Source organism: Priestia sp. YIM B13551 (assembly GCF_042787905.1).
Lineage (GTDB): Bacteria > Bacillota > Bacilli > Bacillales > Bacillaceae_H > Priestia.
The window spans coordinates 1,226,789-1,251,231 of sequence record NZ_JBHZOX010000001.1; the positions used below are offsets into that span (position 1 = coordinate 1,226,789).

At 34.5% G+C, this 24,443-nt stretch carries 25 protein-coding genes and 2 pseudogenes; 8 read left to right on the plus strand and 19 right to left on the minus strand.

Annotated features, from left to right (window positions below; translation table 11 throughout):
• Nucleotides 1-27: 27 nt before the first annotated feature.
• Nucleotides 28-1,842, minus strand: coding sequence for a sigma-54-dependent Fis family transcriptional regulator (locus ACFX4N_RS06255; protein ID WP_377261014.1), 1,815 nt, complete (start codon nt 1,840-1,842; stop codon nt 28-30).
• A 791-nt stretch (nt 1,843-2,633) separates the two neighbouring features.
• Here ACFX4N_RS06255 and cax point away from each other — a divergent pair.
• Nucleotides 2,634-3,677 carry a calcium/proton exchanger gene (gene cax, locus ACFX4N_RS06260; protein WP_013056387.1) on the plus strand — a complete coding sequence of 348 codons (1,044 nt, stop codon included), beginning with the start codon at nt 2,634-2,636 and terminating at the stop codon, nt 3,675-3,677.
• 308 nt (nt 3,678-3,985) lie between these two features.
• Here the strand turns inward: cax and ACFX4N_RS06265 are convergent, their stop codons facing one another.
• From ACFX4N_RS06265 to ACFX4N_RS06285, 5 genes are all read right to left on the minus strand, one after another.
• On the minus strand, nt 3,986-4,363 hold the full coding sequence (locus ACFX4N_RS06265; protein WP_097812110.1) for a hypothetical protein: 378 nt from the start codon (nt 4,361-4,363) through the stop codon (nt 3,986-3,988).
• 309 nt (nt 4,364-4,672) lie between these two features.
• A complete protein-coding gene (locus ACFX4N_RS06270; RefSeq protein ID WP_098239462.1) occupies nt 4,673-4,855 on the minus strand; it encodes a hypothetical protein in 183 nt (60 codons plus the stop codon).
• Between the two features lie 159 nt (nt 4,856-5,014).
• On the minus strand, nt 5,015-5,386 hold the full coding sequence (locus tag ACFX4N_RS06275; protein WP_377261017.1) for a hypothetical protein: 372 nt from the start codon (nt 5,384-5,386) through the stop codon (nt 5,015-5,017).
• A 34-nt stretch (nt 5,387-5,420) separates the two neighbouring features.
• Nucleotides 5,421-5,564, minus strand: coding sequence for a hypothetical protein (locus ACFX4N_RS06280; RefSeq protein ID WP_377261020.1), 144 nt, complete (start codon nt 5,562-5,564; stop codon nt 5,421-5,423).
• A 106-nt stretch (nt 5,565-5,670) separates the two neighbouring features.
• Nucleotides 5,671-6,288, minus strand: coding sequence for an NDxxF motif lipoprotein (locus ACFX4N_RS06285; protein ID WP_377261023.1), 618 nt, complete (start codon nt 6,286-6,288; stop codon nt 5,671-5,673).
• 162 nt (nt 6,289-6,450) lie between these two features.
• On the opposite strand from ACFX4N_RS06285, the gene ACFX4N_RS06290 reads away from it, so the two are divergent.
• The 4 genes from ACFX4N_RS06290 (at nt 6,451) to ACFX4N_RS06305 (ending at nt 11,667) form a co-directional block, all read left to right on the plus strand.
• Nucleotides 6,451-7,344 (plus strand): AraC family transcriptional regulator, encoded by an 894-nt coding sequence (locus ACFX4N_RS06290; RefSeq protein WP_053487088.1) that lies wholly within the window; start codon nt 6,451-6,453, stop codon nt 7,342-7,344.
• A gap of 473 nt (nt 7,345-7,817) precedes the next feature.
• Entirely contained in the window at nt 7,818-9,320 is a 1,503-nt protein-coding gene (locus tag ACFX4N_RS06295) for a spore germination protein (RefSeq protein ID WP_057274709.1), read from the plus strand.
• Between the two features lie 30 nt (nt 9,321-9,350).
• Nucleotides 9,351-10,544: a Ger(x)C family spore germination protein gene (locus ACFX4N_RS06300; protein WP_057274708.1), complete on the plus strand. Its 1,194-nt coding sequence runs from the start codon at nt 9,351-9,353 to the stop codon at nt 10,542-10,544.
• Nucleotides 10,545-10,563: 19 nt separating this feature from the next.
• Nucleotides 10,564-11,667, plus strand: coding sequence for a GerAB/ArcD/ProY family transporter (locus tag ACFX4N_RS06305; RefSeq protein ID WP_057274707.1), 1,104 nt, complete (start codon nt 10,564-10,566; stop codon nt 11,665-11,667).
• A 9-nt stretch (nt 11,668-11,676) separates the two neighbouring features.
• Here the strand turns inward: ACFX4N_RS06305 and ACFX4N_RS31110 are convergent, their stop codons facing one another.
• From ACFX4N_RS31110 to ACFX4N_RS06330, 6 genes and pseudogenes are all read right to left on the minus strand, one after another.
• The gene (locus ACFX4N_RS31110; protein WP_476643709.1) at nt 11,677-12,072 is read right to left on the minus strand and encodes a YczF family membrane protein; all 396 of its coding nucleotides are present in this window, start codon (nt 12,070-12,072) and stop codon (nt 11,677-11,679) included.
• Nucleotides 12,073-12,592: 520 nt separating this feature from the next.
• Complete coding sequence (locus ACFX4N_RS06310) at nt 12,593-12,715, minus strand: hypothetical protein (RefSeq protein WP_013056379.1); 123 nt, start codon at nt 12,713-12,715, stop codon at nt 12,593-12,595.
• 303 nt (nt 12,716-13,018) lie between these two features.
• The gene (locus ACFX4N_RS06315) at nt 13,019-13,717 is read right to left on the minus strand and encodes a polysaccharide deacetylase family protein (RefSeq protein ID WP_013056378.1); all 699 of its coding nucleotides are present in this window, start codon (nt 13,715-13,717) and stop codon (nt 13,019-13,021) included.
• A 1-nt stretch (nt 13,718) separates the two neighbouring features.
• On the minus strand, nt 13,719-14,891 hold the full coding sequence (locus ACFX4N_RS06320) for an MGDG synthase family glycosyltransferase (protein WP_377261027.1): 1,173 nt from the start codon (nt 14,889-14,891) through the stop codon (nt 13,719-13,721).
• Between the two features lie 725 nt (nt 14,892-15,616).
• Nucleotides 15,617-16,045, minus strand: a pseudogene (locus ACFX4N_RS06325) (protein kinase family protein); the annotation flags it as partial.
• Between the two features lie 290 nt (nt 16,046-16,335).
• The gene (locus ACFX4N_RS06330; RefSeq protein WP_098287206.1) at nt 16,336-17,112 is read right to left on the minus strand and encodes an SDR family oxidoreductase; all 777 of its coding nucleotides are present in this window, start codon (nt 17,110-17,112) and stop codon (nt 16,336-16,338) included.
• A gap of 442 nt (nt 17,113-17,554) precedes the next feature.
• Between ACFX4N_RS06330 and mle the strand changes: the two genes are divergently transcribed.
• The 3 genes and pseudogenes from mle to ACFX4N_RS06345 all read left to right on the plus strand — a co-directional run bounded on the left by mle (nt 17,555) and on the right by ACFX4N_RS06345 (nt 19,283).
• Nucleotides 17,555-18,394, plus strand: a complete 840-nt coding sequence (gene mle, locus ACFX4N_RS06335) for an alpha/beta fold macrolide esterase (RefSeq protein ID WP_057274698.1) — start codon at nt 17,555-17,557, stop codon at nt 18,392-18,394.
• Between the two features lie 33 nt (nt 18,395-18,427).
• Nucleotides 18,428-18,565: pseudogene (locus ACFX4N_RS06340) on the plus strand (DDE-type integrase/transposase/recombinase); the annotation flags it as partial.
• 304 nt (nt 18,566-18,869) lie between these two features.
• Nucleotides 18,870-19,283: a DUF4825 domain-containing protein gene (locus tag ACFX4N_RS06345; protein ID WP_328126256.1), complete on the plus strand. Its 414-nt coding sequence runs from the start codon at nt 18,870-18,872 to the stop codon at nt 19,281-19,283.
• Nucleotides 19,284-19,325: 42 nt separating this feature from the next.
• Here the strand turns inward: ACFX4N_RS06345 and ACFX4N_RS06350 are convergent, their stop codons facing one another.
• The 7 genes from ACFX4N_RS06350 to ACFX4N_RS06380 form a co-directional block, all read right to left on the minus strand.
• Nucleotides 19,326-19,739, minus strand: coding sequence for a YjdF family protein (locus ACFX4N_RS06350; protein WP_013056372.1), 414 nt, complete (start codon nt 19,737-19,739; stop codon nt 19,326-19,328).
• 526 nt (nt 19,740-20,265) lie between these two features.
• The gene (locus ACFX4N_RS06355; protein ID WP_013056371.1) at nt 20,266-20,496 is read right to left on the minus strand and encodes a hypothetical protein; all 231 of its coding nucleotides are present in this window, start codon (nt 20,494-20,496) and stop codon (nt 20,266-20,268) included.
• Between the two features lie 250 nt (nt 20,497-20,746).
• Nucleotides 20,747-21,436 carry an alpha/beta fold hydrolase gene (locus tag ACFX4N_RS06360; RefSeq protein ID WP_013056370.1) on the minus strand — a complete coding sequence of 230 codons (690 nt, stop codon included), beginning with the start codon at nt 21,434-21,436 and terminating at the stop codon, nt 20,747-20,749.
• 165 nt (nt 21,437-21,601) lie between these two features.
• Nucleotides 21,602-22,525 carry a LysR family transcriptional regulator gene (locus tag ACFX4N_RS06365; protein WP_192100728.1) on the minus strand — a complete coding sequence of 308 codons (924 nt, stop codon included), beginning with the start codon at nt 22,523-22,525 and terminating at the stop codon, nt 21,602-21,604.
• A 404-nt stretch (nt 22,526-22,929) separates the two neighbouring features.
• Nucleotides 22,930-23,505 carry a hypothetical protein gene (locus ACFX4N_RS06370; RefSeq protein ID WP_192100654.1) on the minus strand — a complete coding sequence of 192 codons (576 nt, stop codon included), beginning with the start codon at nt 23,503-23,505 and terminating at the stop codon, nt 22,930-22,932.
• 95 nt (nt 23,506-23,600) lie between these two features.
• The gene (locus ACFX4N_RS06375; RefSeq protein WP_192100653.1) at nt 23,601-23,765 is read right to left on the minus strand and encodes a hypothetical protein; all 165 of its coding nucleotides are present in this window, start codon (nt 23,763-23,765) and stop codon (nt 23,601-23,603) included.
• 281 nt (nt 23,766-24,046) lie between these two features.
• Nucleotides 24,047-24,352 (minus strand): hypothetical protein, encoded by a 306-nt coding sequence (locus ACFX4N_RS06380; RefSeq protein ID WP_192100652.1) that lies wholly within the window; start codon nt 24,350-24,352, stop codon nt 24,047-24,049.
• Nucleotides 24,353-24,443: the final 91 nt, after the last annotated feature.

Here is a 24,443-nt window from a genome sequence, read left to right on the forward strand (position 1 = left end):
ATATGTCCGATCACAAAGACACTTGAACTATAATCCGTATTTTTTTAATTTTATGTAAAGAGTAGAACGCTGAATGCCAAGAATTCTCGCGGCAGCAGCCTTATTACCGTTCACGTCGGCAAGCGCTTTCAAAATAGTGTCTTTTTCACTAGATAAAATATCTTCTCTTACCTTTTTTAAGAGTTTGTTTGTATCACTAGTTTTTTCTGTTGTAAAAGAGCTTGTATCTTTTTTTCGAAAATGAGTAGGTAAGTCTTTTTCCGTGATTTCTTGATTTTCTACTAGACTCACTAACATTTCCACCGTATTAACAAGTTCCCGTATATTTCCCGGCCATTGATATTCTTGTAAATACCGCATTGCTTCAAAAGAAAAGCTTTTTTTAATGATTCCAAACTTTTCACAAAAATTTTTAAGGTGGTGTATGAGTAATATCTGAATATCCTCTTTTCTTTCTATAAGTGGTGGAATACTCAAACGAATAATGTTTAAACGATAATATAAATCTTCACGGAACTCCCCCTTCTTAACTAGATCTTCTAATCTTTTATTAGTAGCAGCAATAATTCGTACATCTACATGTTGACTTTTCATTCCTCCGACTCGCTCCACTTCTCTGTCTTGTAATACTCGGAGTATCTTAGCTTGCATAAGTAGGGGCATGTCTCCAATTTCATCTAGAAATAAGGTACCTTTATGAGCTTGTTCAAATTTACCTGGCTTTCCTCCTTTGCGTGCTCCTGTAAATGCTCCTTCCTCATAGCCAAATAACTCTGCTTCAAGTAATTGTTCTGGAATAGCGGCACAATTGATACTAACAAAGGGTCCTTCTGAAAATGGGCTAGAATAGTGAATTGCTTTTGCGAATAATTCTTTTCCCGTGCCACTTTCTCCAGTAATTAATACGGTAGAAGGCGTTTTTGCTGCTTTTCTAGCAATCTCTTTTACGGTTTGTATTGCAGAACTTTCTCCAATAATTTGATCAAAATGATTGTTATTCTCTATTGGTTCATGATTAGGCAAATGAGCTTCTGTTACTTTTCGGGACAATTCCTGCATACGTCCTAAAATATTATAAAGCTCACTGACGCCTTCGAAGATAAGCATGCCAATTGCTCCTACAATTTTCCCTTCCTTTCTAATCGGAATGCGATGAACAATCATGTCTTGACCTTGGATACGTTGAACATAACCTCTTTCATCTGTCCCCGTCTCACTAACGATATGCACTCGGGTATTCTCTATAATCTCTGTGACATGTTTTCCAATAGCTTCTTCACGTTTTTTTCCTAAAAAACGGCAGTAAGCCGCATTAAACTCCTTAATAATTCCATCCGTGTCAACAATAACAATACCTTCGTAAGCGCTTTCTAAAACAGCATCTAATGTTTCAACAGCATAAAGATTTTCTTGTAGATGCTTTAGATAGAAAGAATACGAATGAAGAATATCCATTTTAGTTAATACCCCGACCAATTTTTCTTTTTCATCTATAACAGGTAAAATTCCCTCTTGTACTTTCCAAGCTGTGTCAATGGAGTCATATGGGCTAACACTGTTTATTGAAGGCTTCATAACTTCTTCAACTTTGGTATTTAGGGAGTGGCACTCAGTCAGGGATCTTATTAATTCCGAAGTTGTTAGCATCCCTACAACTTTCTGCTGTGGGGAAACAACAGGTAATCCCTCAATACCGTACATATCTAGTAAATGAAAGGCTTCCTTTAACGTTTGACCTACTGTCAAGTTAGAAGAAAGAGGTCTCATCCATCTATGAACAAGTTCGTTATTTTCTATTTGGTTATAATCAAGGGGCGCATATTTATTAAAATCTTGTAGCATTATTCATACCTCCTAATCTTAGCTATCAATACAAATGTAGCATTTATTATACATAAAGTTTTTGGAGTTGTCTGTGTTTTAGACATAAAAGAAATCTCTTATTACCTGTCTAATTATATTCAAATTGGTAGAAAAAGCACCAGTTTAAGATTACATACGACGGTTATATTTCAGCTTTTAGCTGTTCTGTTACATGCTTATCTCCTTATTCAAAAATAAATATGTAGAGGAGGTTAAATGTGGTATTGTCAATTTTTATCTTAGCTTATTCTTAGTTATTTCTTACATGTATTGGAATATAGACTTAAACATTAACTATTTTATCATTCTAGATTTTATCGCTTCTACTTTCACAAATTTTCCAAAAAAAAAAAAAAAAAAAATAACTTACCGAGAGGTGGATTGTTCGTAATGCTATAGAAAAATTTCGATAAAAATGAAATTAGTATTTTACTTTTAATTATACTCGCTTTTGCTATGTTCGCTTTTCTTTCTCAAAGATTGTCCCGTCACATTACGTTTTTAAGCTTATTATGGGGTTCAGCTAGTAGCATACCCTTCGATTTCACCCTTGGAAGGAGTTTTGTGGATACTTATACAGTAAATTACTAAGAACGCTACGAATTATTTGATTTTTTGTATCATACCTTATTCTCTCCACCCAACTATTTTTCCAGTTGTATTACCGATATGAATAACAAAAGTCATAAGAGTTATATTAATAAAAACGCTAAGATAATATAGAGCTTCTCTTCTTGCTATAGGATATATAAATGACCATGGAGGAAAATATGAATAAAGTCTTTTTCATTTTTATGATTATTGGTGTACCTCTTTCAATTATTGGTAGCATTTTTAATTGGAATTATATTTTCATGTTCTTTATTTATTGTGTGACATTAATTAGTTTGGCTAATTACATCAGACGTTCTACTGAAAGCCTTAGCGTTGTGGTAGGTCCAACAGCAGGGGGATTACTGAATGCTACATTTGGCAACGCTGCAGAAATTATTATTTCGTTTTTTGCATTAAGTAAAGGACTAAATACAATCGTCATTTCCTCCATTACTGGAGCAGTTCTCGTTAATCTACTTTTTGCGAGCGGAATATCAATGATTGTTGGAGGAATTCGATTTAAAAAGCAAAAATTTAGTGTGTTTAAAACACGACATAATACCTCCCTTTTAATGTTTGCTATTATCGTAACTTTTGTATTGCCATTTATCTTTGCAAAACGCTTGGATGATAAAGATATGCAGGTTCTATCAACTTCTTTTGCGATTGTGATGCTGACCATTTACCTGCTTGCTCTTCTTTTTAAACTTGTCACGCATAAGGGGATTTTCACTGGAAACGCAGAAGAAAATGGAGAAGAACCAGAATGGGGAAAAAAGAAAGCAATCGTTGTGCTTGGATTGGCCACAATTGTACTAGCTTATATTAGTGAAAAACTTGTTGGCACCATTGAGCCAGTAGGTGCTGCCTTAGGCTGGAGTCACGTTTTTATTGGAATTATTGTTGTGGCCATAGTGGGAAGTGCTGCAGAGTACGTGTCAGCAATTGCAATGGCCTATAATAACAGAATGGACGTAATGGTGGAGATTTCCATTGGTTCAACCGTCCAAACGGCTATGTTTGTTGCTCCTATACTCGTTCTGTTCTCATACTTGTATGATTTCTTGCCTCTTGTGTTTAATACAGCGGAAATGATTGCGATGATCCTTGCCGCTCTCATGACGGTGACCGTTGTGAACGACGGTGATTCCAACTGGTTCGAAGGTGTTTTACTTGTTGGTACCTATATTGCGATAGGCTTCAGTTTTTACCTTTTATAGAATTAATCTCGCAACAAAGAGGAAATTTTTAAACATAATCAAAGTCTTTCTATATCAATGATGCATAAACGAGCCCTTCATAAACAAGAGCTCGTTTTTTACGTATGTTTTATCTATATAAGTATTTAAAATATACTAAACACTTCTATTTATTAAATTTTTTAACTTTTTCGTCCAAGATCCTTCCATATTAATATTTTTTCATCTGGAAAATTCTCTATCTTTTCCTCTTCCCTTCCATTTGCGGCTTTATTTTTATTTATAAAGTCTCTGCTACTTTTCGTTTTATACTTCTCTTGACCTGCTAATCACGAGCAAACATGATTCCATTTAACAGTTAAAATCATATATTCAGGTTTAATTACATCTTTACTAGCATCAACCTTTACTTTTTCTTTGAAATTCCCTTCTTTATTTAACCTTGCGTCTCTCACTGCAATTCCATTTTGATTATTTGAAGTGTCTAAATTAATCCCAAAATCTCCTACGGATTCTACCTCACCACCTAGATAATTTAAGTTCATTTGAGCTATTTCTTTACTATTTTCAACGGGATATAACGTAATAGTAGCTGACCAGCTTTGAGTTTCACCTGAAAACTCTAAAGGATCCTCAGCTTTACTTTGACATCCAACTAATGAAATAAAAAAGAAAAGACTAAATAAAGCAATATAAAACTTTCTCATGCTCTTCCTCCATGTAAACACCATAATGTCATTTTTACTACCTTATATTTTATTAAAATATATATCTTTAGTTAACATGGCGTAGAATATTATCTAACAAAGAACATATTTAAGATCTTTTTTAATAACTGTTCGTAGGTTTTGAAAGCCGCACTAAATGTGGAACGTTTCTTTTCATTTCCCATCATAACTTTATCCCCTTTTATCTTAAGCGGGTATATTATATACAAGTTTATACAAAATGAATTGTCGTTAGTTTAAATAATGAAGGGTCTCCCAGAAATAATTCTGAGAGATTAGTAAAAAAAATTAACCTGTAAAAAAGCTTACAACACCTATTAGCACAAAAAATATGAGAATTGCAGATAAAATGAGCACAACTGTAAAGATAGGTTTATACTTTGTTCTATTTTCTTGATTACTTATCTTATTATGTAAATCATCTAATTTTCTTTCAATTTCATCCAGACGTTTTTCCGTGTTAATATCCATCACCTCCTACCTTTTATACGAATTACTTCTACAAAAGTTTCCTAATTACTGTATTTTAAAGAATATATATGTAAAAGCCGTTTTAAATTGTATTTATAGTTAGTTACCGAAATCCCCTTTTCACATAGTAAACTTTCTTTTTTTTAATCTTAATCTAAATTAAAAGTGAAATGGACTTACTTGTTTGATAATAAACGAAATGATAAACGAAACAGAAATTATTGCCGCTAGCTGCTTTGGATTTTTGTAAAAGACTCCGCATAAAACAGCATACATAATGAATTCTTCAATATAACTTACATATATATAAAATACTCCAACCGCTAAGGAAAGACTTAGCAATAACCCCATAGGCAACGCTGGTAATATCCAAGCTAGACGTAAATTATTTTTAGCCATCCATACAATAGCTGCTAGAAACGGAGACGCTAGTGCGATACTTCCCCACAGTAAAAAATAACTAGTTGGAAAAGATCCAAATAGAAAAGCGGAATATATATAATAGCCTGTTAGCATTCCTATAAAGAACATGAATGTATTAAGAGCCGCACTAATTTGGCTTTTACTATACGCGGGCGGCTATAAGGGTAGCAATCAGTACCCAAATACCGGCCCTAGAACACAAATCCCCAAAGCACGGCAGAATATTCATCCACCAGCTTCCATCAACACCTGCGATGGTATCTAAATATTTGGCTACTATCCCCAAAGCTGTACCGAAGACTAAATAGATAATAGAAAATGCAAGTTTGTTTGTAGACTTAACTATTCCAATAGTAAACTCCCCCTAACCAAAGCAAATCTATTAAATTATTTTAACTCTTTCGTCCAAAAGCTTTTGTATCAATATTTTTGTCATCTAGAAAATTCTCTATTTTTTTCTGTTCCCTTCCATTTACACCTTCATTTTTATTCATAAGTGACTCAATTTCTGTTTCAGAAAAATCTCCTTCGCTCATACGCTCAACCATGTCATCGATTGCTTGATCCAGTTCATCCAAAATTTGATTGGAATCCGTAATAAAGCGGCTAATTCTCTCTGACTCTTTTTTATATCCTTCTGGTAGAGTGTTGTGCGAGATATATGTGGAAAAGTTACGATCATTTTCTTTGACCAGATCGTTTAGTTGTTCAAGTTTTTTCGCTTCAGCTTTAGTTAGCTGTTGATCGGAATCCATCATTTCTTCAAATTGATCACTGGTGTTGAGTAAATCCTCGTTAGCATCTAAGTAAGTCTTTATACTTTCTTTTATTTCCTTTTCATCAATTACGGCATTATTTTTTGATGAACTAAATGTGGAAGTTGGTAATACAATTTCTTCACTAGCTTCTTTTGTACTTTCCTGATAAGAACAAGCACCTAATAAAAAAATAATCATTAAGCTAAAACAAAATTTCTTCAATTCAAACGCTCCCTTTAATAATGTAATCATACCATTAATTTACATAGAAAATTTTAACATTAAAATCCCCTTAGGGCTATACATCCAGAGGCGTACATTACAAAAACATCCTCACCTAACTGAATGTAGCAAAAAATGTTAAGAACAAAGATTTGTTTGCTGTTATAGTGAACATAAGGTAGGTGGATGTAAATGAATTATGTAACTTGTATACAGAGAACGCTAGATTACATTGAGGAGAATTTGGAGACACAAATTACTTTAGAAAAGTTAGCAGAAATTGCTTGTTTTTCTCCTTTTCATTATCACCGTGTCTTCCAAGCCATGGTTGGAGAATCAGTGATGGATTATGTGAGAAAACGAAGACTTACACGCGCAGCAGAACGCTTATTTTTCACAGATGAAAAAGTCATTGATATCGCACTTGATGTTGGTTTCCAATACCAAGAATCATTTAACAGAGCGTTCAAAAAGTTTTATGATGTTTCACCGAAGCAATACCGTAACGCAAGGAGAATATCTGGACCGCTGCGGGGAAAAGCCTACCTAACTACCACACTTTTGTCAGGAGGAAATAAGATGGAACCAAAGCTAGTCACTAAACCTGCTTTTTATGTCATTGGATATGAGCTAAAAACGAAAAACGAAGGTGGCCAGAATAATAAAGACATTCCTGAATTTTGGCAACAGTACATGCAAAATGGATTAGGCTCTAAAATCCCCAATCCCCTAAACGAAAACGCGGAGCTTGGCATTTGCACTGATTTTAATCCTGAAACGGGTGAATTTGTTTATGTAATTGGCATGGAAGTAGAGGAAGGCACTCCAGCGCCTGAAGGAACAGTTTACAGAAGCTTCCCTGAACTAGAATATGCTGTATTTACTACACCAAAATCAAATGAAGAATCTTTTACTTCTTCCATTCAGTCCACATGGAATTATGTTTTTACAGAATGGTTTCCAGAATCAGGTTATGAGCACTACGGATCAATGGAATTTGAACTGTATGATAAGAGGTGTTATGGTTCAGAAAATAAAGAGATCGACATCTACATTCCTGTGAAAAAACAGACCGTTAAAGCATAAAAGAGAGTACCCTTTCTTAATAGAGAAGTAATGTAAATAGAAATTTATCTATCATATTAAAAATATTTCTATACAAAAGCCCAATCTCTAAGCAATTAAATTTAGGATAGGGCTTTTTGTTATTTCACATTAGAAATTTTGAAATTCATCAACGTGGATATTTGCTTCCTTTACAATACCGATATAAAAAGCTCCAAGTATACAAAGCAATATGGGCTGCTTTGTATATCGAATTACTTAACTTTTTTTAAAATACCTCCTGATTTGTCACTGAATATAAAGTCATATTAGCTGGCTAGCTTTGTCTTTCACCTAAACGCTCTAAAAGATCCTTAGCATTACTTTGATACCCAACTAATGCGAAAAAAGAAGATACTAAAGTTCCTACATGTACATATTTTTTACAAATTATAGAGACAATAACAGTGCTCATTGCATACACAAATATTCATTCATATAAAAGGTGGTAAAAAGTGCGACAAAGATATCTTCTAAGAGAATCTAAGGAAAAAAAGACAATAAATTATTCAGTAACTCCTCTATATGATGATGTAAATAAAAATATAGAGCGGTTATTGAACGAACTAGGAAATAGTTCTGATGTGTCATTTCGAATAGTGGAGTCTCCATACCAAAAAACGGTAAAAGCAGCTGTTGTCCACCTTGATGGATTAGCAGATGAAAACATTATAAATGAGAATATCATGACTCCTCTTATTCAGTGGCTTAAGGAAAGTAATCAAGTAGTAACCGTCAAAGAGATAGAAGAACAAATATCCCAGATATTAACTGTATCTCAATTGACTATAAAAGAGAATTGGCATGAATTTATGTCAGCCGTTTTAACTGGTGATACGGTCATACTACTGAATGGAAGTTCTAAAATTTTCATTGGCAATACAAAAAAACTTCAGTCCCGCGCAGTAACAGAACCAACCAGTCAAACTGTTGTTAGAGGACCTAAAGATAGTTTTACAGAGAATTTACGAACTAATACCTCCTTGATAAGAGCTAGAATTCAGGATTCTAATTTACGCTTAGACAGCATGAAAATTGGAAGCGTAACCCAAACAGATATAGGGATCATGTATATTCAAGGGAATGCAGATGAACGTATTGTAGAGGAAATCAAAGAACGTTTAAAAGAGATTAAGGTAGATGGGGTCCTTGAGTCGAACTATATTGAGGAATTTATCCGGGATGATAGGACCACTATTTTTCCACTTCTATTAAATACGGAACGACCTGATGCCGTTGTAGGAAATTTATTAGAAGGTCGAATTGCTATTATTGTACAAGGAACACCTTTTGTATTAATTGCGCCTGCTATTTTTTCTCAATTTTTCCAGTCTCCCGAAGATTATTATCAAAATGACTATATTTCTTCCTTTTTAAGGATCTTGAGATTTGGTTCTTTTTTTCTTTCTATGTATGCGTCTGCTATCTATTTAGCATTGATTACGCATCATCAGGGACTTATTCCAAACACATTAATGGTCAGCTTAATGGCGCAAAGAGAAAGAGTTCCTTTTCCAGCAATTGTAGAAATGGTAGTGATGGAACTAGCTTTTGAGATGTTGCGAGAAGCAGGAATCCGAATGCCTAGAGCAATCGGACCAGCAGTCTCCATTGTAGGAGCACTAATTTTAGGACAAGCAGCTGTAGAAGCAGGTTTTGTATCGGCTGCTGTTGTGATCATTGTTGCTATTTCTGCCATCAGTAATTTTACACTGCCATCTACTAGCATTGTCAATGCGGCCCGTGGTTTTCGGTTTATCTTGATTCTAATTTCAGCATTTATTGGCTTATATGGAATTTTGCTTATGACCTTATGTATATGGCTTCATATAAGTAGTCTAAGATCTTTCGGTATCCCCTACTTTTCACCTTTTGCTCCCTTTGATTTTAAAGAGCAAAAGGATACTTTAGTTCGATTCTCTTTACCATCTCTGTTGAAAAAACATCAAAATAAATAGACGTCGTATAAAGATGAATGAGGATAGAAAATGAAAACTTATCTTTTGCTTTTATGGATCGCTGCCATTTGTTTATGCGTTTCAGGATGTTCGAATTATCGAGAATTAAACCAAATAGGAGTCATTATAGGAATGGGAATTGATCAAAATGACAGTTCGGAACAACCTTATAAAGTAACCTATCAGGTTATTAATCCAAGTGGTTTATCACAAGGCAGTTCGTCAGGAGGACAGGGTCTTCCTGTCATTAACTACACAGTAACTGCCAAAACGCTAGTGGAGGCATTAAAAAGAGCCTCCGTCGTCATTCCAAGAGAACATGTTACTTCACATCTTTCGCTTATCGTTGTAGGTGAAAAGTTAGCAAGAAGTGACCTTAGCTCATTATTTGATGCTTTGGATCGAGGCAAACAAGCCCGTACCAGTATTCCAGTTTTTATTGCACGTGATGGGACTGCGGAAAAATTGCTTGGTGTGATTGAACCTTTTGAGGTTACTCCAGTTAAAAGCATCATAAGCACAAGTCAAAATGCTCAAAAAGTGTACGGAATAGTTAGCAACGTACAAGCATATGAAGTGATTTCTATGCTTGGGAGTGAAGGAAAAGATCTATCTCTTCCTGGAATCAGCATTAACAAGCCCTCCCAGAGCGGCGAAGAAGCAGGAAATTTAGAAAGTACAAACCCAAGTGCGATGCAGGTAAAAGGATTAGCTATGTTTCGAAAAGAAAAGTTAGTGGGGTGGCTGGATGGTGAAGAGGCTCGATCTATCCAGCTTGTTACGTCTAAGGTGAAGAGTACAGCCCTTGTTTTCCCTTGCAGTATAAATGGAAATAGCACACTTACAACGACCGGAATAAAAAGCAAAATAAAAACAAAAATCCGCCATGGACAACCTGTTATTCATACAGATTTGAACGTCATGGGAGAAATTACGGAAACATCATGCCGGAAAGATTTAAGCAACCCTAAAGTATTAAAGGAGTTGGAAAAAGAGGTAGAAAATGAACTACAAAAGGAAGTTACAAAGGCTATTACCATCGCACAAAAAGAAAAGTCAGACATATTCGGCTTTGGTGATAGCTTATCTCGAACCAATCCTAGTTATTGGGGTCAGCATAAACAGAACTGGGAGAATCTATTTTCAAGCGCTAAGATATCGATGAATGTGAACGTCAGTATTGTAAATACTGGCATGCGAACAAATCCTTATGAGGTAAATTAGATGAGGAGCTGAAAAAGCATTGACTAAAATAAAAATCGATGGATTTCAATTATTTTGTATGATGTTTATCTTTATATTAGGCAGTACGTTACTTTTAGATATTGGAAAGGCTGCTAGGCAAGATGCATGGATAGTCCCCCTTTTGGCTACTATTTTTGGCTGTTTACTGTATTTAGTCTATATCTCCTTATATAAGAAATATCCCAATATGCCTTTGACTGGCTATATCATTAAAATTTGGGGTAAATACGTAGGCAGTGCTATCAGCTTTTGTTATATTATCTATTTTGTTTATATTGCTTCCAGAGTACTACGAGATTTTGAAGAATTACTAATTAGCTCTTCTTACTATGTTACATCGATTATTACGCTGGGCATATGCATGACCTTTGTGTTAATTTATAGTATTCACTTAGGAATAGAAGCATTCGCACGAGTTACATGCTTATGTTTTGTTGTTATTTTACTGACTCTTTTTATATTAAATGTTTTGTATATAGTAGGAGGCTACATCAAGGTGGAGAACCTTCAACCCGTATTAGCGAATGGATGGGGAAACATAGGGAAAGAGTTAGTCCCTCTTGGCATTACTGTACCTTTCGGGGAATTGATTACCTTTACTATGATTCTTCCTTATTTAAATAAAAAAAGTCAGGCTGCAACAATTGGTTTGTCCGCCATTATGATAGGAGGAATTGTCTTAACCATTAATTCAATTATTCTTTTGTGTGTACTCGGACCAGAGACTGTTTTAAGATCCTCTTTCCCGGCTCTTACAGCTGTGAGTTACATTAACATAGCTAGTTTTATTCAAAGACTGGATACCTTTATTCTTATTCTCATGGTCATTTTAGGTTTTGTCAAAATAACCATCTATTTCTTTTGTGCAGTGATTGGCGCGGCTGATTTGTTTCGAATGAAACCTTCTGTTACAAACATTTATTTAATTGGCGGTGTTATTTTTTTCTCCTCACTGATGATTGCTCCTAGTTACCAAGCTCATATAAATGAAGGACTCAAAATTGTTCCTTATTTATTGCACCTCCCTTTTCATATAGCAATTCCCATCCTATTGCTGATTACAGCATATATAAAACAAAAAATAAAGCCTACCCTTTCATGAGAAGGGAGGCTATTGTTTTTTTAAAACAGGAAAAATGCTAACAGCAAGGAATATTATAGCAAATAAAATAACCAAAAAATAATCTTCCCCACGGGCAATTACAAAATATTGTTTTAGGTTATAAAACGATTGAAACATATAGTTTCCCTGAAAAACGTCGATGAATACAATAAGAACATAAGCCCCGAGCAAAATGCATAAGGATGGAATTATTTTAGCCATTATATCAGCCTCACCTTTTTCTTTTAAATTGCGGTAAATAATATAAAAATATACAAGACGTCCATGAGATTTAATAATATTTATTAAATGATGAAAAATAATTGATTTTCTGCAAAGCAATCTGTTATAAAAGTTTAACGCAACAAGAATTGTGGACATTGATCTCCAAGGAACTTTGTTCATTCTAATGCACGATTCTATTTTTATAGACTCTTAAGAAATAGTACAAGCCAAGCAGAAGTAATCCTACATTTGTATAAACATAAAAGATAAATCCATACAAAAAGTTCTTTTGAGCCAATGAATCAAAAACATAATGCAAAGAGTGGTATAGCGCTACATAGATTAAACAAAGATTCCAGAAAATATTTTCTTCTCTAGAATAAATCTCTCTTAGTAATAAAAGAATGATCCACCAAAACACAAGTATGGATAATGTACTGAGTAAGTTAATTGGGTAAGTCTTATAGTAAAAAAATACGCGCTGCTATAAAATGAAAGCATCGATAGTAACAACATGAATAGTGGCTTTCTAGAGTATTTATTGGTGATAAAAAAGTACAAGCCAACTAAAATAGCAACAAAAAAATAAATGTAATTTAACGAATTTCCCATCTCAAACCTCAAAATTTTTATAATTTAATACTATGATATTTAAGTTTCTAATAAAATCTTTTATGTATTGGGTGAAAAACACTGCACCTTATGCTACCTTGCCTTTTTTATGTGTATAATACTCAAAGATAGCAATCCCAAAGGAAACTCCAAAAGCGGTTGAAAATGCTGGTAAAAGATCAAAATTAGAGGTAAACAGAATATTAATCATTAAGTTTCCTCCAAAGAAGATTAAAAAATATACCAAGAATTTCAAAATAACTATTTTCAAGAATTACCCTACTTTCATAGATGTCGTTTAGATTGACTGCTGATTCAGCACAGATTTTAAAAATCACGAGATTATAAATATAACCAATATATGATTATATTTCCATATATTTTTGCTGGACATAAAAAAGAACCTCTTTAAAATAGCGGTTCTTTTTTTATAACAGACAAGATATTTAGTTACGGTAATAACAAGAATTAAAATTTCATTCGCAAGCTTTAATAAAGATAATCTTCTTACTACCTATAGCTTTTCTACCAATTCATCAACACGGACACAAGTGAATCCTTTTGTTTTCACTGTTTTTAATACATCTCTTAACGCATTAATTGTGTTTCTTGGAGCGTCGGATTCCGCCCCGAGCGTATCTCCGCAGTCGTGCAGCAAAATGACGTCCCCGCCTTTTATGTTGGCCAGGCGTTGTTTAATCTTTTCGCTTCCGCCAGAGGTTCGCCAATCTTCCGCCATGATTGACCATAGAATAATCTTATATTTACCTCTTCTCATAAAATCGAAAAGGTTGAGCATTCCCCAAGGTGGGCGATAATAAATAGGTGTAACTCCAGTGATAGATTTAATCACCTTGGCTGTATTCTTAAGTCCATTTCTAACTTTCCAAGGCGCCATAAACCAATTAGAATGATGGACGTAATTATGAATTCCAATTAAGTGGCCTTCATTATGCATGCGCTGAATCAGTTCAGGATATTTCTCTGCTTTAGTACCTACCACGAAAAAGGTGGCCTTTACCTCATTTTCCTTCAGTAAATCAAGAAGGATTGGCGTATAAACAGGATTCGGACCATCATCAAACGTAAAAGCAATTTTGGATAAGTCCCTTCCCCTTTTAACTACGTTCACTCCTAGACCACGTGATAGGACATACGGAATAACGCTGTATAATAAAATTAAAAAAATAATAGCAGAAATTATGAACCCCATATTATATACTCACCTCTATCTCCTTTTGCTTTTGTATCGTTTTACTACTTGTTACGTTGCGTAATGGACCGCTTCTTGCTGCTCCGACAATGACATGGAGAGCGTCTATGGATGATGTTTTGGTTTGAGATTTTCTCATTCTTTGCTTCATCCATTTTAAAGGTGCTGAATCGCAGACAAGATTTTCAACTTGCGCAATTAACTCTTTTTCTGACTCTGCAGAAAGTGCGAATCCTGAACGACATAAATAATCCGCGTTGTCTTCTTCCTGTCCTGGTAACGAATGATAAATTAATATCGGTAAATCCATCGCCGTTGCCTCAGAGGTTGTTACTCCCCCGGGCTTGCTGATCATTAAATCTGAAATAGCCATTAATTCCTCGACCTTTTCACAGTATCCAAGAATTCTCACTTCATGCTTCGAGTCTTTTAATTCCCACTCTAATTGTGTTTTTAATTTCTTATTTTTACCACATACTATAAAAAGTTGAATCGGTGTGGAAATGGATTCTAATGCCTTAAAGGTTGAAATCCCTTTCCCAAAAAATCCGTCGCCCCCTCCCATGATGAGCAGGGTGAACATATTTGGATTGATCATATATTTATCTAAGAGAAGGTCTTTTGGAAGAACATCCATAAATCTTTTCCGTACAGGTATTCCAGTGTTTTTAATTTTGTCTGCCTCTACTCCTAACGCAATTAATTGATCACGCAGTTGGGCAGAACCTACCACATATTGATCTGTATAATCCGTGATGATGGTTACTGCTGGAATATCAATTAACCCTTGCTCTTTTAATTTTGATATAATCCCGGCGGCAAATGGGTAGGTACTGACCACTACTTTCGGTTTTATTTCCTGTATAATTTTAAGCACGGTTTGCATTCCCGACAAAAAAATCGAATTTAACTTGATGGAAAACGAATTTTTTACACGAGTTTTTTTATACAAAAAGCTGTACACTTGAGGAAACTTCTTAATGCTTTTTTTGTAAATATAATGGCTGATTGGATAAAGATTGGGATGAATCCATTCCATGATGTCCATGGTAATAGGCTCAGCATCAGCAACCATATCATTTACCGCCTCGCTTATCGCATTAGCCACTTGTTTATGCCCCTCTCCAAATGTAGCGGAAAGAATGAGGTATTTATCCTTCTCACGATTGTTCATGACTTTTCCCTCCTTGTAGTTTGTATGCTTTTGCTATGTGGTAAAGCCTGGGCTGTTTCCCACACCTTTTTGTTCTCTTGTTTATACGATTAAAGAATTACTCTACTTGGAAAAGAGTAAGCATTATAAAAAATTAATAATGGGTAGTTACCCTTTTCAATTAATTTGTAAGATTTATCTTTTCTTCTCCTCCATTACATAGATTGTTTAGGAACTCCTTACACTATTTATTAGAAAAATAAACGTTCTTATGTTGACCTTTCAAATACCACATTTTCAGTCTACGGTTTGTAATTAAAAATAGGCTAAAAATAACATTAAAAATCAATGAAAAAGAAAGTTTTTTTTATAAATAGTGCTACATTAAAAGAAAAGCAAAGGTGAAATTAACCTTTTTCCTCCTCTTATTTTCAATCAAATTCAAGCATATTTGAGTTATTCACTATGCTTTAGGCAAATACATATTATGAAAGAAGGACAAACCATGGATTTTATCACATCTTATATAAATCAATACGGATATATCGTGCTGTTTCTAGCATTGATGCTGGAACTTCTTGCACTTCCTCTTCCAGGGGAGCTTCTCATGGGCTACGCTGGGGTTCTTGCTTTTCAAGGACATTTAAGCTGGGTGGGAAGTATCCTGGTGGCTGGTATGGGGAGTATGGTTGGAATGACCATAGCTTACGGGGTAGGCTATAAGTTAGGGACTCCTTTTTTTGATAAATACGGACTGGTCTTTCGTGCTTGAAAATGATGTTGTATATGGCAAAATCATTATGACATAGTATCTCAAATGGTTTAGGAGTGTTATCTATTGCTTTCCAGCTATCATCAAATGAAAAATCACTCACTGAATCATGATAAAGACGGAGCATTTTCCCTATTTCTATTAAAACATCGTCAGACCACATATATTTCTTCAAGGGATAATTACCAGCTTCACCTTCAATAAATGACAAGACCTCTCTCCCTTTTTCATCAATGCCTAAAAATTTTGGTGCATAACTAAAACCTTTGTTCTCTAAATGCTTTAATAGCTTATGAAATTTATGACTATCTGATTTTAATTCTCGTCGTACAGTATCTCCCGAGCGATAAACGTTAGAGACATTCCCTCCTCTTAGCACTTCTTCGTCCTCAAAGCTTGACATATAAACATTCCTCCTGAATATATCCTATTTGTCGTCAATAAGTGAAAATGATAAAGCATTCGTCATAAATGAAATATCTCATTTTACTACTGATGATTTAGAAAAGCCCGTACTTTTTCTTTTGTAGCCCATCAACAATCCTTTGGGACTGACTGATAAGTTGTAGAAACTCGGTTATCGTCATGTTACGTTACATTATAATAAAAAAAGAATCTTCATTCGAAGATCCTTTTAACTGCTTGTTTCATACAAAAATCCGCTAAAAAGTGGAAGGCCGCTACTATGTTAAATCACCAAAAGCCTCCATCTGAGTGAATAATTTGTCCGGTAATCCATTCTGATTCTTCACTTGCTAAAAAGATAACTAATTTTGCGGCATCCCGGGGCTCTCCAAGTCGCCCCATCGGGAACTTTGGCAGTAACTCTTCCTTTAACTCACTGCTCATCCAGCCAGTGTTAGTTGGTCCAGGATCTACAGCATTAACAGTAATTTTAAGAGGTGCTAATTCAATAGCAACTGATTTAGTAAACGTAGAAACAGCCCCTTTCGTTGCAACATAAGCCAAATTCCCAGGCTCAGGTGACTTATCTTGACCTGAAACCATATTAATAATTCGACCGCCATGCTTACCTTCTATTAGACGTGCAAACTCAACAGTCAAAAGACACGTACCTCTAACATTCACGTTATAATGAGCATTAAGAATATCAGCATCTATAGAACGAAAATCTACGTCCACAGAATGTGTTGCGTTATTTACAAGGATTGATGGAGAACCTAGTTTGTTTTGAACTTCATCAAGCAGCTTTCTTGGTGCATCGGGTTGCGATAAATCCAATTCCATTGATTCACATCGCACTCCCAGACTGCGAATCTCTTCCATAAGATGTTTCGACCATTTAAAATCATCTTCATTGCAATAATCCATTAAACGATCATACTTTGACCAATGAGTGAAAAAAATATCTGCGCCTTCTCTAGCTAATTCCCTGCATATTTCAGTACCAATACCTTTTGCCCGACTAGCACCAGTAACAACCGCAATTTTATTTATTAACCGCTTCATAAAGCATCTCCTCATGAGAACGTTGAATTCATATGCTCACCAATAGCACACGAATTCAGCAATCCTTTATATGTATATTAATCTATCAAGTTGTAATAAATGAAAAAATGTAATTAAAGTTTAAAAGGTATTTTCTCCATATTAATCATTCATTCTTATTTCACCTCACATAAGTATTTTTCCATACATGCATTCAACTTTCCTGCCTTATCAACATGTTACAGACAGTACAAGCTCAATCCCCCCTAGTCTCCAACAAGTTTAGGCTCTTTCCTTAGTTACATTTTTAAGAACGTTATATTTTACTTTTTAGTAAAAAGGTAAAGAGATAGACAGAATAATGGATTTCCTAAATAAAATTTCAAAAGGAAATATCCTTATTTTAGAGAACTTAATAAAGGGCTGCTTTTCATTTCTCTAACATTTAAAAGGAGGTACACGAATGAATGAACAGATACTGAAAATTAACAACGTGGAAATTTGTACAGAAAGTTTTGGAAACCCTAACAACCCGGCTGTACTGCTAATAATGGGAGCAATGTCTTCGTTAGATTGGTGGGATGAAGACTTCTGTCTTCGTCTTGCCGAACGGGAGAGATTTGTTATTCGTTATGACCATCGTGATTTAGGGCGATCTACCACTTATCCACCCGGTACTTCTAACTATACAATAACGGATATGGCTGATGACGCAATTGGTGTTTTAGACGCTTATTCTATAGAAAAAGCTCATATTGTTGGAATGTCTTTGGGCGGAATGATAGGTCAGATTCTTGCTCTTAGATATCCGGATCGCATAGACTCCCTTACTTTAATTGCATCAAGCGTATTTGGAACGGAGGCGGAAAAATTGCCCCCAATGGATCAGCAGATACTTGATTACCACACGAAGAGCACTTCCATAGACTGGTCAAATCAAGAGGAAACCGTTCCCTACCTTGCAGGTGGATGGGAAATTTTAAGTGGGACAAAACCTTATGAAGAGGAAAGAATGTATAAGCTAGCAGAAAGAGAAGCTGCCCGTGCTAAACAGCTGCCGAGTAGATTTAATCATGCTTTGCTTCAAGGAGGCGGACAATATTATGACAGGCTGAGTGAAATTAACATACCTACGCTGATCATTCATGGAACAAAAGACCCCGCACTGCCGTATGAACATGGGCTTGCTCTTGCAAAAGCTATTTCTCATGCTAAATTAATAGCTCTTGAAGGTACAGGACATGAAGTTCATAGCGAGGACTGGGAACAAATTATCCAATCAATTGTAGGGATTAGCTCCTAAAAATAAACTGGTTTGCATACTAAAACCAAAAGGAAAGTCGTTAATTCAGAAGAAAATTCAATTGATTTTTATCTAAGTAAAACAAGAGACATGAAGACTTCAAAGCGCTTTTTTAAGAAAGCTTTGGGGTCTTTTTATGTTTCAAATTTTCTTCTACTGACAGTAGACAAAACATCCCCTACAGCAAAGGGTGTTTTGTACAAAAGTACCTACACCTTTTCAAAACATCACATTTACGATACACTGATATTCCGTATAATATCCACATAAGGGTATTTAAGTAATAAAATGGAGGTTTTCATGAAATACTTTAAGGTGTTTTTTTTGTTTAATCTTATTAATCCTTGTAAGCATAACAGGCTGTTCTCAAAAAGAAGAAGTCACAAGTATTAACAATGTTGATGTAAAAAAACTTAAAGACCACAGTGGAACTTATGTTGGATATAATTCTAACGTAGTAGCTATCATAGGGGCGTTGCCTGGAGGAGAAACATTTAAAGAAATTGATTTACATAATAAAACACCAAAAATAATGTATGGTACTAAAGAGGGCTCTTTATCAGAAGATGAAATATTAAAATATTGGTTCGACGGTAAGGATACACTTGAGAAAAACTTTCTTTATAATGCTATTTATTTAACGATACTAATACCTAATGCTGGAGGGTACAGTTTTAAAATAGATGATCAGAAATTCTCAGTATCTAGGCAAGAAATGAAACAATTCATTTCCAAAAACATTCAAACTTTACCAGATAGCAATGAGTTATTTGATAAAGAAAAAGCACAGCAATTTATAGATTATAATAAAGAAAAGATAAATAAAACAGCTAAATCGGCAGCTATTCGACAACAATTCTTTAAGAATGTTCCTATCATAAAAAAATAGAAAACAAATAAAGAGCCTTATGTAAGGCTCTTTATTTGTTTTCTATTTGCCTTTGTGCTTGGCTTTTGCCTTTTGTTTTTTTATAAAATACTTTTGTTCCTTCAGCTCTTCACGATATTGTTTAGCTTTCTTTTTTCTACTTTTTTTCTTTTCTTCGTACTCCTTCTTCACGGCTTCTTGAGCTTTAGTCGAAATACCAACATTATTTATCTCTTTTGCTACTTGGCGCTGTAAGCGTTTTGGATTTACCTTTTTATTAGATTTTATTTTTACATCAAGACCTGCATGAACTGATTGATTGATCACCTCTAGCAATCTGTAATTAATAAAGTCTAATATCTCTGTATCTTTTGGTTCTGCTCCAAATACATAACGAAATGCTTTTAACTTACCGCCTTCTACAACTTCAATAATTCCTACCCAAAACTGACCATCATGGTAAATCGTTAGTGACATAACGATTCCCTCCTCTAAACATACTATGAAATGATGGACATCCCGAGGAGGGGAAGGTCACTGACATTAATTTATTAATGCATCCGGACTACCAACCGAATTGTGTTTTTACATCCCATATACAAATTTTAACATAAAGCTATTTAATATCACTACCTTCTTTTATTTGTCGCCAAAATTCATTGCAAAAAATAAAACGCCCGCCATAATAAATATTGGAATTACTACAAAAGAGATTAAACTAAAATATTTTATTAGCCCTTTTTCTTGTTTTCCAAAAGCTATTATTCCAAATGAGAATCCTATTAAGTAAACAGTAATACATACAAAATTTTTGATCTATGTATGGGTGTGAAATATTGTCCAACACCAACAACCATTCCAAGCAACGATAACCACAGTGAATATTGACTAAAACGTTTTTCCAATTTGGTCCTCACTGAACTAGGTACATGTTTATATGGCCCATTTAGTTATCAGTTACTATAATGTACTTAATCATCGGTAGAAAAAGAGCTTGGATGAATCACTCCAAACTCTTTTTTCTATAAAGAAAGAAACCTATTACCGCTCCGACTACAGCTATAACTACACTAAAACGAATTAAATGAATAATAAAATCACTAAGGTTTAAATAAGTTGTTTCTGTTGCACCATCACCGACTGATTCAACTTCTTTATATGGGATTACAAAGAAACCCATTGATCCTCCTAAAATAAGGCCATAGAAAAAACCTTTTTCTATAAATTTCAACAAGAAACTCTTCTCCTTTCAAAAATGCTCATTTAATGAGTTATAGCATTCCCTATAACTATTAAAAGGCATTTATTTATCTTCCATAAAAATTATTTAATTATGAATTTTATTACATATAATCTATATATTAACATATGTACAGATTAAAAGGGAGACTAACGTATAGTCTCCCTTTCTATAAAAATTTAATAACTTTTAAAAATGCTATTTACTTAAACAGTCTTTCAAATTAAATAAAAGATCCAGAAAGTCACGAAGCAAGGAAGCTTTTCACAGCAGTTAAAAAAGCGGATAAGTTTCCTACATGCACCTCATGTCCAGCCCCTTCTATCGTTACTAATTTACAATTTGGGATGCGCTTAGAAACTTCCTGCAATTTATCTTGAGGAATATGGCTGGATCCTCCTCCTATGATGAGAGTAGGTGCAATTATCTCTGTAAGACTTCCCCACCATTTAGGATTGGGGTTGTTTAACTGTTGAAGAATTGAAGGTACAACCTCCCAGTCAAACGGTAAAGAACCAGGCGGTTTGGCAGGAGTTTCAAACTTTTCTCCTGTAAAAGGTGGAGGAGTGTCTTCAACAATCAATTGATCTACCCTTTCTGGAAATGTTTCAGAAAAAAGATAGGACACCGTACCACCCATAGAATGCCCAATCAACGTAAAGCTCTCCAAATTCATCGCATTTACAAACTGAAGTAAGTCATCGCACATAAGTTCAAACGTATAGGTGCCGGTTCTCTCACTTCCACCGTGTCCTCGCTGATCTAAAGCTAAAAACCAATATTCCTTCCCTAATACAGCTGCTACTTCATCCCAAGACTCTGCACTCATTCCCAAAGCGTGAAGTGCAATAATGGCGGGTGCCGAAGCTTCACCCGCCTCTCGATATTGAAATGTTAAACCATTTAGTTCGATTTGATTTACTCTCATTTCCAAATCAGATCAACTCCTAACTCAGATTTCACCAATTAAAATCTAGTTTATTAAGGTTCATCTATATATTAGTGAAGGAATGAAGATTTCCTTCACCTCTTATCTTATTGGGAAAGATATTAGATTATTTTATGGATCCTGTTTAATTCTTTAGTCAGCATAATGCACCTAGAGTTTTTTACTTTCGATACCTATATAATTTAAACCAAAAGTACTGCAAGCCAATTGAATAAAAGATTGTAAAGGAAGAGACATAAATTTATCTTTATGCCAAAACATTTGTGTATAAAGAGGCGTATCAACTTTAGTACAAGCCAATTCTTTTAATATGCCTTTCTCAAGCTCTCCTTTTACTACTACTTCGGGCAATATGGCAATACCTAAATCTAGCATGACGCATTGCTTAATAGCTTCCACGCTTGCAAATTCAAATTTAGTTGATGTACAAATACCCGCCTCGCGAAACAAGTTTTCCAATACTACCCGGTATGAACACCCCGACTCAGTATACAAAAGAGTCTCATTTTCAAGATCTTCTAAGTAGATATCCGCTTTATCAGCTAAAGGATGCTGAGGAGAAGCAATAATTTTTAAGTCTTCTGCAACAAGACATTGTGTATGTAGATTTGCATCATGATGCTGAATAGGCTCCATTGTAAAGGCGATATCAAGAGTGCCGTCTAGTAGCTGCGCTCTTGTTTGTGCTTGAGAGTAAATGGGCTTAAAAATCATTTTAACCTTTGGAAATTGATCCTTAAACTCTTTTAATATTGGAGGTAACCTATACGTGCACTGGCTTTCAGAAGATCCAATAATAAGTGTACCCGCAGGCTCCTCCACTCCACTTACAGCGTTTTTTGCTTCCTTAGTCAATTGAATCAGTTTATCAGCGTATCTTTTAAATTCTCTACCTGCCTCTGTTAAAACCAAGCGCTTCCCTAAACGTTCAAATAAAGGCGTTTCAAGTTCATTCTCAAGAGCTTTTATTTGAGCGGTAACGCTTGATTGAGCAAAGTTCAAAATTTTAGCTGTATATGTAAAATTTAAATTTTCTGCAGCTGTTTTAAATGTAATCAGTTGTTTTATTTCGATTTTCCTCACCTCTGTATAATCGGATGTTTCGATTGATTTAATCGTAATGTTCATCTGTAACGATTGCTAATTTCATTATAAAATATGGTAAATCAAACCACAACATACTAAATATAAAGAGATAAGGGGAAATCATAATGACTACAAGAAAAGAGAGTAAAAAGGAATCAATCAGTTTAACACAAAAAGATACAAGTGAAAAAAACTTCAAATACTATTGGAATGAAATTATTCGAGCGCTTATCATAACTAAATAAGTAAGGCTAATCAATTTTATTTTTGGTTAAAAAGGCTATATAAAATAAATCCACATACAAGCGCTTAAATATAAAAACAATAGTCCGCTAACTCTGTATATCGTCAGAGTTAGCGAGCTATTAGCCTATTTAAATTTAAAATCATGTTTATTGACTTGAATCTAATCTGAATTTGGCAATATCCTTTCCATCTTGGGAGATAATGAGTGTACCCTTTAACGCATTAGCTTGTAACTTTTTTAGTTTTTCTTCAGTTGGCAAAAGAGGTAATTCATTATTTTTTTGTTTTGCTCCTAAGGTATAATTAAGAGTAAATTTACTGGTTCCTTTAGATGGGATCTCTCCTATACTCATACCAAACCCTAACTTACTGTTATCCATATCATAAATATTTGAACCAATTGCTTCTTTTACAGCTGATACTAACTCCTTATCTGGTTCTATGCGAAGTTTTGTTTTATCAAGATCAGAGAGAGCCATAATATTATTGGACGTGTTTTCCATCGTGAATGTATAGTATAACTCGGTTGGAACGATACGTTTACTTTTATTCTTTTTATCAGGTACTATCATCTCCCCGACGATTTTTTTATCATCTGTTAGCCTTACCTCTGTTTTTTGTAATTTTAAGTGCTCGACATTGTTTACATACTGTGTATTTGAACAAGCTGAAATTATAAATACTAGAAAAGCAATAAATAAACTAAGAGAGAACTTTTTCATAACGCAGCCCCTTCTTTATTCCAACTATATTTCAAGAGCAAAATAATACATCCTCTTTAATTAACATAATGGATTTTGTAGACACTTTAGCGTCTTTATTGACGAGAATATAAAAACCACATAGGCATCTCTGTATTTTCAATTAGTAGAACTTGTTTATGCTTATCATCACCTTTAATCGCATAAATAAAGTCACCATTTTGTGTTTTACCAAAGGCTCTAAAATATTTCTTAGAGTCATACTTTGTTTGATCAGCCATCTCCGTGCACTCATAATTTCCATATGTATTACTTAAAAGCTTTGTGTTAAACATATTATCGTCTTTTCACATCATGACTCCTTTCAATTTAAGCTGCATCCTTCTTTTTTAATTCCCAGATAAGAGCACTGGTGGAAATAGCTCCACCTACCGCAAAGAGATAAGAAGAAAACGGTATTGTTTCATGTATGAATAAACCTCTTACTCCATAAAAACACAGGATAATAGTGCTGATTAAACCAATCATAAGCCGAATATTTTTATTAATCTTTTTCTCCCCCTTAGGATTTTCCCTGCACCTGATCCTTTATCATAAGTCCAAATATAGCCAAGAAGTTTAATGCAATCAGCAATCCATAATAAAAGCCAAGCCCTTCAAAAAACAAAGAGAGAATAGAAAATATTATAGATTCAAAGCCAAATAACATAATAATAAGGCCAATTCCTTTAGCGAGCTGTTTTTCATCCTTAGGTGTAAATATCCTTCCATACCCAGCAATGAAATTAGTATTACCTTTTTTCCATACACGTTTCCCAATATAAATAATGAAGCAGCTTACTAAACATATAAATAATACGTGCAACATCAGATATTACCCCTTCTTTACACACTCTAATTTAACATATATAGTATATTTTACCATAAATAATTTACAAATATTATGTATTAAAGGTGGA